Source organism: Rhizobium jaguaris (genome assembly GCF_003627755.1).
GTDB classification, from domain to species: Bacteria; Pseudomonadota; Alphaproteobacteria; order Rhizobiales; family Rhizobiaceae; genus Rhizobium; species Rhizobium jaguaris.
Map to the genome: position 1 here is coordinate 38,965 of NZ_CP032697.1, position 13,030 is coordinate 51,994.

At 63.7% G+C, this 13,030-nt stretch carries 1 protein-coding gene and 3 pseudogenes; 1 reads left to right on the forward strand and 3 read right to left on the reverse strand.

What is annotated here, in order from left to right:
* Position 1: 1 nt before the first annotated feature.
* The 3 genes and pseudogenes from CCGE525_RS39655 to CCGE525_RS37050 form a co-directional block, all read right to left on the reverse strand.
* Complete coding sequence (locus CCGE525_RS39655; protein ID WP_162950450.1) at positions 2 to 6,739, reverse strand: amino acid adenylation domain-containing protein; 6,738 nt, start codon at positions 6,737 to 6,739, stop codon at positions 2 to 4.
* A gap of 29 nt (positions 6,740 to 6,768) precedes the next feature.
* Positions 6,769 to 10,410, reverse strand: a pseudogene (locus tag CCGE525_RS39660) (amino acid adenylation domain-containing protein); the annotation flags it as partial.
* A gap of 642 nt (positions 10,411 to 11,052) precedes the next feature.
* A pseudogene (locus tag CCGE525_RS37050) lies at positions 11,053 to 11,350 on the reverse strand (helix-turn-helix domain-containing protein); the annotation flags it as partial.
* Positions 11,351 to 12,393: 1,043 nt separating this feature from the next.
* Here CCGE525_RS37050 and CCGE525_RS37060 point away from each other — a divergent pair.
* Positions 12,394 to 12,892: pseudogene (locus CCGE525_RS37060) on the forward strand (Ros/MucR family transcriptional regulator).
* Positions 12,893 to 13,030: the final 138 nt, after the last annotated feature.

The following is a 13,030-nucleotide window of genomic DNA, read 5'->3' on the forward strand; positions in this document are numbered from 1 at the left end:
TTTATAGGGAGGCAGATCGTGTTTGCGATGCTCGCTCAAGGGCCCCGGCTAAAAGCGGGCCGATGGCAGCAAGCGTGGCAGGGCGCATCATTTTCTCATGCCGGCAGACAATGTCGTGGATACTGACGCGGCCGGTGACATAGCGCTGCCAGTCCTCCGGCTGCGATTCCTTGGCGGTCAGCGTCGCCCGGAAGAACAACAGATCCCCTTGGAAGGTTCTTGGTCTGAATTCTCGCATTAAGCGCGGGGCGTCACGAAAATTCCTGAAGATACTCTCAACAAGTCGGTCGTCGAGGGTCGCCAACGCGTCAGCCTTTGCAAGGAGCCCCCGGATTTGCGCAAGAGATGGCACCGCATCCCCGAACTCGACCGGCCGGTCCGAGAACACATCGAGCAGCACCTCCATCAAATCCCGAATAGTCGGTTCAGGAGCAACTGCGTGGGGCGCGTCATGCATTGGGTAGCCGTCGAGGTATGCGAGCAGGGAGACCTGCTCCCCCTTGTCCTGCAGGCGATTTGCGATTGCGTGGGCGACATGACAGCCGAAGGACCAGCCGAGCAAGTGATAGGGGCCACAAGGTTGCACTGAGTGTATCTCGTGGAGATAATCTTCGGCCATTGCCTCAATCGATAATTCCGAAGTCTCCCCGTCGACGAAACTCAAGGCCTGCACGCCGTAGAGGGGGCGGCCCTTTAGGTGCTGCAAGAGACCGGCATACGGCCAAGCGAGGCCGCCGGCAGGGTGGATGCAGAAAAGCGGTGGACGGCTACCTTGGGTGCGCAACGGCAGGAGCACATGGAGGGAGGCGGAGGCGGCCGCCTGCTCGTGATCGGCCTCCGCGAGACCGGCGGCGAGCTGGGCGGGGGTGGGGGCGTCGAATAGGGCCCGGATCGGCAGCTCGACGGCGAGGGCGGCGCGGATGCGGCCAACCAGGCGAGTGGCGAGCAGCGAGTGACCGCCGAGCTCGAAGAAGTTATCCTCGGGGCCGACACGTTCCAGCCCCAGCAGATCGGCGTAGAGCTTGCATAGCAGCGCCTCCTCTGGCGTCTGCGGCGCCCGCGTGCTGCGGCTCGCCATGACGGGCGCCGGCAGCGCCTTGCGGTCGAGCTTGCCGTTCGGGGTGAGGGGCAGGGCTTCGAGCCCGACGATCGCCGACGGCACCATGTGTTCGGGCAGCCGCGCCGCCGCATGCGCTCGTAGCGCCTGGGCGTCGAGGTCTTGGCCTGCCACCGCCACGACATAGCCGACCAGCTGCTGGCCCCCTGGGCCGTCCGCGCGCGCCACCACCGCTGCCTGTGCGACCGCCGGATGGGCGCTCAGCGCCGCCGCCACCTCTGCCGGCTCGATCCGAACGCCGCGTATTTTGACCTGGTCGTCGACCCGGCCGAGAAAGTCGAGCATGCCGTCCGCCCGCCATCGCGCCAGATCGCCGGTGCGATACATCCGCTCTCCCGGCTCGCCGAACGGGCATGCCACGAACCGCTCCGCCGTCAGGCTCGGGCGCCCGCAATACCCTCGCGCCAGACCCGTCCCCGCAATGTACAGCTCACCCGCCACACCTGCCGGCACCGGACGCAGACTGCCGTCGAGCACGTACACACGAGTGTTCCAGATCGGTCGGCCGATCGGAGGAGATTCCGGCGCCGTCAGCGGACCACTCATCGTCGCGAAGACCGTCGTCTCGGTCGGACCGTAGACGTTGATCATCCGGCGCTCAGCCGACCATCGCGCCACGAGGTCCGGCGAACAAGCCTCGCCTCCGACCAATAGAGTGGGCAAGGCGGTCGAGACGTTGGCATTGCTGCTGGCCAGCGCGGACGGCGGAATCAGGGCATGGGTGATAGAACGGCGGCGCAAGGTGGCGGCGAGTTGGCTGCCGAGCAGTGGGCCGGGCGGCGGCAGCACCAGGCAGGCACCCCCTGCGAAGGCTGTCAACAGCTCCCAAACAGCGGCATCGAAGCTCACCGAGGCGAATTGTAGCACGCGGGAGGCGCTCGTGACGCCTAAGCGCTCGATCTGGCTTTCCGCCAAGCCGGCGAGGCCGCAATGCGAAACGGCGACGCCCTTGGGTGTTCCGGTGGAGCCGGAGGTGTAGATGACATAGGCGAGGTCGCGAATATCGAGCCGGCGGACGCGGTCTGCGTCAGTGGGAGCGGTGGCGGGGGCAGCGGCGATGGTGGCCCGCAACTGCGGCTCGTCGAGCAGCAGGCGGACGGGGCCGGCCGCAGGCAGGCGGGCGGCCAGTGCGGAGGTGGTGACCAGCGCCGCCGGGCCGGCGTCGTCGAGCATGAAGCCCAGTCGAGCCTCGGGATAGCCGGGATCGAGCGGCAGGTAGGCCGCTCCCGCCTTGAGGATGGCCAGCAGCGCAACGACCATCTCCGGCGAGCGCTCCAGGCAGATCGCCACCACCTGATCGGGCCCGATTCCCAGCCCGATCAGGTGATGCGCCAGCCGGTTAGCGCGGGCGTCAAGTTCGGCATAGCTGAGTTCCTGATCCTCGAAGATCAGCGCCGTGGCCGCGGGGCTGCGGCACACCTGCTGCTCGAACAGCGCCGGCAAGGTGACCTCAGGCACCGGCCGGGCAGTGGCATTCCACTCCTCCACGATCTGCCGGCGCTCGGCGGGTGAAATAATTTCAAAGCGCTGTATCGGTATATCGGGCCGTACCTCCAAAGCTTCTACCAGTTGTTCTAGTGCATTGGTCATATAGGTGCAGATCCGATCGACTTCGCTCGTCGACGCCATCTGCACCGTGAGGCGGAAAGTGTCTCCCAGATCGTCCACCGAGAAAGTGAGGGGATAGTTGGACCGCTCCTCAAAACCGAGAAACTCAATTCCGTGCTCGGCGCGATCCAATTCACCAGAAATCTGTGGTTGGTCGCGTTGCTGACGGTAGTTCAGCAGGGCACTGAACAATGGCGCCGGCGCCAAGACCCGGCTACAACGCTGCGCTAAGAGGAGCGGCGCGTGCTCATGGCTCACCAACCGTGCTAGCAGGCCATGCGTCAGCCTTACGCCATCTCGCGGGCTCAGACCGCCAATCCTGATTCGGATCGGTAGCGTGTTGATGAATGGTCCCTGTGCTCGATCCGCGCCAATGCCGGCTTGGAGGCGACCAGTCAGCACGGTCCCGAACACGACGTCATCTCGTCCTGACACTGCTGCCAGCACATGCGCCCACGCTAGGTGAAACAGGCTGGCCGCACCGACTCCGACTGTTTGCGCGGCTGCCTGCAGCCGCCCAGCGAAACGGGAGTCCAGCGTCCGGCTTGCCTCCACGATCGCCGTCCCATCCTGTTGGACATCGAGCAAACCGAACGGCGCCGTCGGCTCATCGACATCACCCAGCATTTCCCGGAAAAACATTTCGTGCTTCTCGTCGGTCAGGCCGAGCCGAGCTCGTGCCACGAACTCACGGAACGGCTGCGCCACTGGAAGATGGTCGGCCCGGTTCGCTAGATGCGCCCGGATTTCCCCAAACAGCAGCCTCAAGGAGGTAGCATCGTCCACCATATGATGGAAGAGCAACTGCAGGACCCAGCGATTGTTAGACGGATCCTGTGCTATATGGGCCCTTAGCAGCGGCGCCTGTGTGAGATCCAAGCGAAAATGTCGGGGGTTGAACTGCGCGCGGAGCTGGTCCGCGATATCACCTGCATGCGGATCGAGACTGATCTCTTCGACCGCGAGATGCGCCTGTCGCCATACCACCTGCACCGGCTCTACCATGTCCTGCCAAAGCACGGCGGAACGCAAAACATCATTTCGGTGGATCGCTGCCCGTAGTGCTTGCAACAAGTTGTCCACGCGCGGCCGGCTGTCAACGCCCACCGTCACCTGCGACAGGTAGGGATCGCCCGCAGTTGCCGTCAGATGATGGAACAGCATTCCCTCTTGCAGGGGTGTCAGTGGGTAGATGTCCTGGATATTCGCCACTCCGCCGGGCACATGTTCGACGATCCGAGCGATCTCCCGTTCGCTCAGCTGCACCAGCGGCAGCATGGCTGGCGTTATCACTTCGCACTGCGGCGGAATACGGTTTTCAGGAACCTCGATGAGGTTACTGCGGCAAGATGTCACTGCTGCCGCTAAGGCAGCCAGTGTGGGTGCTTCAAAAATCGTGCGCACATCGGCGTGAAAGCCTGCCTGGCCTGAGAGTGCAATCAACTTTGGTACCAGCAGCGAATGGCCGCCTAGCGCAAAGAAATTGTCGTGTCGACCGACACGCTCAAGCTGCAGCACCTCAGCCCAGATCGCTGCCAGGAGCTGTTCTGTATACCCCTCAGGCGGCACATAGTCATCTTTGGCCGTCGCCATGACGGGCGCCGGCAGCGCCTTGCGGTCGAGCTTGCCGTTCGGGGTGAGGGGCAGGGCTTCGAGCCCGACGATCGCCGACGGCACCATGTGTTCGGGCAGCCGCGCCGCCGCATGCGTTCGTAGCGCCTGGGCGTCGAGGTCTTGGCCTGCCACCGCCACGACATAGCCGACCAGCTGCTGGCCCCCTGGGCCGTCCGCGCGCGCCACCACCGCTGCCTGTGCGACCGCCGGATGGGCGCTCAGCGCCGCCGCCACCTCTGCCGGCTCGATCCGAACGCCGCGTATTTTGACCTGGTCGTCGACCCGGCCGAGAAAGTCGAGCATGCCGTCCGCCCGCCATCGCGCCAGATCGCCGGTGCGATACATCCGCTCTCCCGGCTCGCCGAACGGGCATGCCACGAACCGCTCCGCCGTCAGGCTCGGGCGCCCGCAATACCCTCGCGCCAGACCCGTCCCCGCAATGTACAGCTCACCCGCCACACCTGCCGGCACCGGACGCAGACTGCCGTCGAGCACGTACACACGAGTGTTCCAGATCGGTCGGCCGATCGGCACGGAGGTCTCGTCGCGGTCGCGGCTACACTCCGACGCTGTGACGTCGATAGCGGCTTCCGTAGGCCCGTAGAGATTGTGTAGCGCTACATCCAAACTGGCGAAGAAGAGGGCCTGCAACGTCGCCGGCAGCGCCTCGCCGCTGCAGATCACGCGCCGTAGACCCCGATAGTCACCGGATGCTTGCTCCTGTATAAAAGCCCGAAGCATGGAGGGCACGAAGTGCACCGTGGTAACGCCGTAGCCGGCGATGGTCGCGGCCAGATAGGCCGGGTCCTGGTGCCCGCCTGGCCGGGCAAGCACCAGTGCGGCGCCTCCGATTAGCGGCCAGAAGAACTCCCACACCGAGACGTCGAAGCCGGACGGGGTCTTCTGCAGGACTCTGTCGCTGCCGTCGAGGCAATATTCGGCCTGCATCCACAGCAGGCGATTGACGATCGCCTGCTCGGAAACGGCGACGCCCTTGGGTGTTCCGGTGGAGCCGGAGGTGTAGATGACATAGGCGAGGTCGCGAATATCGAGCCGGCGGACGCGGTCTGCGTCAGTGGGAGCGGTGGCGGGGGCAGCGGCGATGGTGGCCCGCAACTGCGGCTCGTCGAGCAGCAGGCGGACGGGGCCGGCCGCAGGCAGGCGGGCGGCCAGTGCGGAGGTGGTGACCAGCGCCGCCGGGCCGGCGTCGTCGAGCATGAAGCCCAGTCGAGCCTCGGGATAGCCGGGATCGAGCGGCAGGTAGGCCGCTCCCGCCTTGAGGATGGCCAGCAGCGCAACGACCATCTCCGGCGAGCGCTCCAGGCAGATCGCCACCACCTGATCGGGCCCGATTCCCAGCCCGATCAGGTGATGCGCCAGCCGGTTAGCGCGGGCGTCAAGTTCGGCATAGCTGAGTTCCTGATCCTCGAAGATCAGCGCCGTGGCCGCGGGGCTGCGGCACACCTGCTGCTCGAACAGCGCCGGCAAGGTGACCTCAGGCACCGGCCGGGCAGTGGCATTCCACTCCTCCACGATCTGCCGGCGCTCGGCGGGCGCGAGCAGCTCAAACGAACTGATCGGCCGCCCGGGCGCCGCCGCGGCCTCCGCGAGCAGCCGGGTCAGGCGCTCGGCTAATGCTTCTGCGGTCGCCCCATCGTAGAGGTCAGAGGCGTATTCGAGGGTGGCATCCAGCCCCTGGCACACACCGGTGGCCCCGCTCCGCTCAGCAAAGCTGAAGGTCAGGTCGAACTTGGTGGTGCGCGTGGCGATCGTTTCTGGCGTGACGCTCAGGCCGGCGAGCGCGATGGATGGCGCAGCGGTGTTTTGCAGCACCAGCATGACCTGGAATAGCGGATGGCGTGCCAGGGAGCGCGCTGGATTGAGCTGCTCGATCAGGCGCTCAAATGGCACGTCCTGATGCTGATAAGCGGCGAGGTCGGTCTCGCGTGCCTGGGCCAGGAGATCGGCGAAACTTGGGTCGCCGCGGGTGTCGGTCCTGAGAACCAGGGTATTGACGAAGAAACCCACCAGTCGGTCCAGAGCGGCGTCACCGCGGCCGGCAATAGGAGTACCCAGCGGGATGTCGTCTCCGGCACCCAGGCGCGAGAGGAGCGCCGCCACACCGGCATGCAACACCATGAACAGGCTGGCGCCGTGAGTGCGTGCCAGCTCTAGGAGCTGTGCGTGCAGCACCGCGTTGAGGGAGAAGGCAATCTGGTTGCCGCGGCCGCTCTGCACCGGTGGACGCGGCCGGTCGGCTGGAAGAGCGAGCTCCTCGGGCAGATCGGCCAATGCCGCCTGCCAATAGGCGAGCTGGTTGCCCAGCGGACTGTCGGCGTCGGCCTCGGCACCCAGGAGCTCGTGCTGCCACAACGTGTAGTCGGCATATTGCGCCGGCAAGGGCAACCATGCCGGGGCCTCCCCCCACGGCGGGAGGCATAGGCTTGGCTGAGATCCTCCAGAAGTGGCGCGAGCGACCAGCCATCACAGGCGCTATGATGCAACACTAGCAGCAGCACCTGCCGCTCTGGGGCGAGGCGGAACAAAGTGGCGCGTAGCGGCGGCTCACCCGCGAGATCGAAAGGTTGCGCCGCCGCTTGCTCAAGGGTGAGTGCAAGCTCCTGCTCTTCGATCGCGGCGACGGCGAGGGCAGGTCGGGCAGCTTCGGTCTCGAGGATGTGCTGTACCGGCACGCCATCGGCCTCCACCAGCAGCGTGCGTAGACTCTCGTGCTGCGCCACCACATCTGCGAGCGCGGCCTCCAGCGCCGCGACATCGAGTCGACCCTCGAGCCGCAGCGCCAGCGGGATGGTGTAAGCTGAGCTCGACCCTTCCAGGCGGTCGAGTAACCACAGCCGGGCCTGGGCGAAGGACATCGGGATCACCGCTGGCCGTTGTCGCGGTGAAAGGGCGGGGCGTGGTGCCCCCGACCGGCGGGCCTCCGCGAGACCGGCGGCGAGCTGGGCGGGGGTGGGGGCGTCGAATAGGGCCCGGATCGGCAGCTCGACGGCGAGGGCGGCGCGGATGCGGCCAACCAGGCGAGTGGCGAGCAGCGAGTGACCGCCGAGCTCGAAGAAGTTATCCTCGGGGCCGACACGTTCCAGCCCCAGCAGATCGGCGTAGAGCTTGCATAGCAGCGCCTCCTCTGGCGTCTGCGGCGCCCGCGTGCTGCGGCTCGCCATGACGGGCGCCGGCAGCGCCTTGCGGTCGAGCTTGCCGTTCGGGGTGAGGGGCAGGGCTTCGAGCCCGACGATCGCCGACGGCACCATGTGTTCGGGCAGCCGCGCCGCCGCATGCGCTCGTAGCGCCTGGGCGTCGAGGTCTTGGCCTGCCACCGCCACGACATAGCCGACCAGCTGCTGGCCCCCTGGGCCGTCCGCGCGCGCCACCACCGCTGCCTGTGCGACCGCCGGATGGGCGCTCAGCGCCGCCGCCACCTCTGCCGGCTCGATCCGAACGCCGCGTATTTTGACCTGGTCGTCGACCCGGCCGAGAAAGTCGAGCATGCCGTCCGCCCGCCATCGCGCCAGATCGCCGGTGCGATACATCCGCTCTCCCGGCTCGCCGAACGGGCATGCCACGAACCGCTCCGCCGTCAGGCTCGGGCGCCCGCAATACCCTCGCGCCAGACCCGTCCCCGCAATGTACAGCTCACCCGCCACACCTGCCGGCACCGGACGCAGACTGCCGTCGAGCACGTACACACGAGTGTTCCAGATCGGTCGGCCGATCGGAGGAGGTTTGTGCCGATCGTGTTCATCGAGCGTGCATAATGCATATAAGCTGTCGCCGGTGGCTTCCGATGCGCCATAGAAGTTGAAGAACCGCGCCTCCGGCAGGCGCGCATTCAGAGCGGCGACATGGCTTCCGAGCAGCGCTTCACCGCTGGCCAGCCAAGCTCTGCACGAGATCAGGCTGTGCAAACCGGTCTGCTCGAGCACGGCATTGAGCAAGCTCGGTACAAGGGTGACCCCAGAGACGCCTCGCAACTCGATCAAGTTTGCGATCTTGGCAGGGTCCCTAGCCACAGCACATGGTGCCAGCACGACCGAACTCTTATGGACCAGTGCCCCAAGGAGTTCGGTTGAGCCGTCAATGAAGCTGATGGAGCTTTTCGCAAGCACCGGCCCCTGTCCGTAGACCTGCAGCTCTCCAATCCAGCTCAAACGATTGACAAGGCCGGCATGAAGTCCGGCGACGCCCTTGGGTGTTCCGGTGGAGCCGGAGGTGTAGATGACATAGGCGAGGTCGCGAATATCGAGCCGGCGGACGCGGTCTGCGTCAGTGGGAGCGGTGGCGGGGGCAGCGGCGATGGTGGCCCGCAACTGCGGCTCGTCGAGCAGCCGGCGGACGGGGCCGGCCGCAGGCAGGCGGGCGGCCAGTGCGGAGGTGGTGACCAGCGCCGCCGGGCCGGCGTCGTCGAGCATGAAGCCCAGTCGAGCCTCGGGATAGCCGGGATCGAGCGGCAGGTAGGCCGCTCCCGCCTTGAGGATGGCCAGCAGCGCAACGACCATCTCCGGCGAGCGCTCCAGGCAGATCGCCACCACCTGATCGGGCCCGATTCCCAGCCCGATCAGGTGATGCGCCAGCCGGTTAGCGCGGGCGTCAAGTTCGGCATAGCTGAGTTCCTGATCCTCGAAGATCAGCGCCGTGGCCGCGGGGCTGCGGCACACCTGCTGCTCGAACAGCGCCGGCAAGGTGACCTCAGGCACCGGCCGGGCAGTGGCATTCCACTCCTCCACGATCTGCCGGCGCTCGGCGGGCGCGAGCAGCTCAAACGAACTGATCGGCCGCCCGGGCGCGGCAAGCACAGTCTCAAACAACAACTCCAGTCGCGCCTGGTATGCGGCCAGATCGGCGGACGCGTAGAACGTCGCGTTGGCATCGAGAGCAATCTCCAAGGGCGCGTCGGCACCGCGATCGAAGACGTAAAGGTCGAGGTCCCGGACCGGGCCGTTAGCCAAGTTTCGCGCCGCCGCAACATGACCCCCAAAGCTGAGCGCGTAGTCGAACGGCTCAATGTTGATCGCGGTGGTGAACAGATGCTGCCGATTAGCCGCGAGGCCGAGGTCACGGCGCAGGTCCTCATACCGATACCTCTGATGGCGCAGCGCTTGGCGTACCTCCCGGCCAACCTGGCCGATCAGGTCCATGAGGCTTGTGCCTGGCGCCACCGCCAAGCGCAGCGGCACCACATTCGAGACCATGCTCGGAATTTGCCGCAACGTCCGGCCCGCGCGCGCCGTGACCGGGCAGCCGATGACCAGGTCCGCTTGGTCGTGCATTCGATGGAGATAAGCGACCCCCAGCGCGATCATCAGTTGTGGCAGGGTGGCGCCGGCCCTCCGTGCCAGATCCCGCAACGCTTCTCCTGTCTCAACCGGTAGATGTGCCCGATGACGCAGGACGTCGCCGCCCGTCGATCGCCACCCAAGGGCACCCGCCGGTTCAGGCCGGTCTGCAAAGCGCTTGGTCCAATACGCTCGATCCCGCAGGAAAGCTTCTGTCTGGCGGTACTCGGCATCCGACGCAAGCAATTCCGCAAATGTGGGGAACGGGGAACGCTCCGGCACCCGGCCCGCGGCCAACGCCGTGTACACATCAGCCAAACGGCGCGCCAGCAGCGCCGCGCCGTAACCGTCCATGACTATGTGGTGATAACGTTGGAACCAGAAGGCACGGTCGGGGCCCGCCTGGAACAGGGCGTAGGTGAAGAGCGGCCCGTGCACCAGATCGGCCGGCCGGGCGAGGTCCGCCTGCATCCAGGCCTCTGCCGCAGCGCGTGGATCGGCTTCGGCACTGACGTCGATCACCGGGAAGGACCAGTCGGTCCGGCGGCGACGGATTTGCCGCGGCCCCTCGTCACCATCGAAGAAACTAACGTGCAAGCTCTCTGCCTCGCACACCGTCTGGCGTAGCGCCCTCTCGAACAAAATTTGATCGACTGGCCCCTGGATTTCCAGATATTCGGCGATGTTATAGCGCGCGGTCCCCGGCGTGAGTTGCTCGGCCAGCCAGATTTCCGTCTGCGGCGCAGTGAGCCGATGAACGTTCTGCTGCATGCCATTCATGGCTCGCCGCTCCCTGGCTCAACACGGTACTGTGCAGAGGCCATCGGTGAGCTTGCATCGATTCTCTGCCAGCGGAGGTAACTGTCGCAGATCGGCTGCGGCACGGCATCCTGAAGCCGCCGGCCGATCAGAGCCTGCAGGGAAACCTGGAGCATTCTGCTCATTTGTTGCAAGGCGATCAGAATCGGCCGGACAGTCATGCTAGCGTGGCGCGTACACCCACGATGACCCGTCGACTGGCAGGGCACCTCCGAGACAGCGGGAAGCCTTCCGGCCCTGCGCGAGACGAACCAGGAGGCGAGCGCCTGTTCAGCGAACCTGTTCACAGTGAGCTTCCTTGTCGGTTCGTGCCGCAGCGTGGTTGCTGATGGCTAAGCAACCGTCGTACCAAGTCAGAAAACTCCTCAAAACAATGCGACTCTGGAGACAGAGCTGCGCTTTATGTCCGACATTGTCAGCAATACGACATTTCGGGAGAACAAGCCTTCATGCCAAGCGAAGCGAGGAATTGACCCCTTGCCGAATTGAAGAACTGACCCCCTCATTGGTTTGCAGTTTCGTTGGTTTCAAGCGGCGCTTTTCGCGAAGTCGGTAGCTATCGCCCCGGATGGTGATCACTGTCGAATGGTGAAGCAGGCGGTCCTGCCGTGGTGACCAACCTTGTACGATCCGGTCGATCACAGATTGACGGACATCAGAGAAGCGTGCAAGCTTCCGCAGCTTCGCACGACGTTCGCAGGCTATGTCATGCGCCGTGACGCAATAGTAGCCGCTGAGATCAGGTATCTGCTTGTCGACGAACATGTTGCGTCTGACTTCGCGAAAGATCGTCGAGCGATGTCGTCCTCTCGGCGATGACCTCGATACTGAGGCCAGCCGTTCTCCAGCGAGCAATCTTACGGCGTTCGTCCAATCCAGTCTGCGAGTAGGCGCGTCTCATTGCGTTTTCCTTGCGAGTGATAACCCCTTGGTATCATTCGCAAGTCGCACTTCATCCTTGAACCCGCCGCAAAGGATCAATTTGCCAAATGCGACTCTCTGACGCTGCCGGTGATCTACTACCAGTCCGCTCTGAGCTATGTCGGCAGCGACCACTTTGCGGTGAGGGTTTCGCATGGCGAAGGGCATGTTGTCGACAAAATATATGGGATTCGCGTGCAACAATAGCCATGTACGGTCGATTGAATGGCGCCGGATCTGCATATTAGATGCCCTGACCGCGATTCATTCGGACAATCAACGCTCGTGCAAAGGCCCAAGCTCTCGCCATCCATAGGCAGGGTGTCAATCCTACGGATTGAATTCTTAGAGATGTAGTTCAATGTATGATTGTGGTTGATAAGCTTAATTATGGAACTAAGTCATTGAGTCGCTATGTTTTTCCAATTCTATTATGATTAGCTAGTCGATCTGCAAACTACACGCGTATCGCAATTCAGAAACACCTCTGATCCGATCTGATTAAGGCCAATTCTGCTGAAGAAACCAGCGTGATCTTAGTCAGCGTTTTGAGGCGTAACGACCAAGGGGAATGTGGGGCGGTCTTGCAGGCTAGGCCGGGATGTTGTGTGCGATGCGCGCATTCTTTGGGCGATCGCAGACAGTACCTTGGCATTTGTCGGATTCGCGACATACGCTCGATGAGTGAAATCTCGTGCTCCCATTGCTTGATTTAAGTGATGGAGAATAAAGAGAAATATAGAACTTTTTTGCTCGATCGATCGATTGGCACAAGTTTTGTTGCCTTAGATTTCGAGTGGAAGCCGAGCTCCGGTGCACCAGTTGGGGTGCGGATCATGCGTGAATAAAAACCGAGAAACCGAGTCAGTCTGACAGCAATATGAGGACTGCGGAAGAGGATAGATAGTCTAGATGACCGCAAATCTGTCGAAAACGCCCGCCCCGGCACCGCTTTCTTTCAGGCGGAATTACTTGCACGTTGAGCCAACGGGTCTTGTTGAGAGGAAAGCAAAGAAGACGATGCTGAACGAATCGCGTTCGAGCAATGTTGAGCGGAAGCTAGAGCTGACAAGCCGGATCGTCGCGGCCTATGTAAGCCGCAACATCGTTACTGCCGGCAATTTGTCCCATCTTATCCGACAGACGTATTCGTCGCTGAGTGGCATATCTCAACGCCATCAAGTTGAACCGGCCCTTGAAGAACAGCGCCCCGCGGTTCCGATTATGAAGTCCGTAACTGCTGATTTCATCATCTGCCTAGAGGATGGAAAAGTTCAAGGCCCCGAGGCGCCACCTGATGGCAAAGTACGACCTTACTCGGGAGCAATATCGTGAGAAGTGGGGTCTCCCGGGTGACTACCCGCTGGTTGCACCAAGCTATGCCCCAGCAACGCTAAGAGCTTGCGCGCGCAGCCGGCGGGCGAATTCTGCTCGACTCTGTCCCCATTCCGTGCAGATCACGAGATCACGTGCTTGGTGGCGGCCGCCAACACCGACGCCATCATGCCGTAGCTGCGGTTAATCTCGGGATCGTAAAAGCTGGCCCGGCTGACACCCGACTTCAGATTGTCGGGCTTTTGTGTCCCGAACGGTTATGTGCCCCGCAGCCTGCTGATCCAAGCGTTCTCGACAACACGGGGCACGCCGCCGAAGAAGGCGA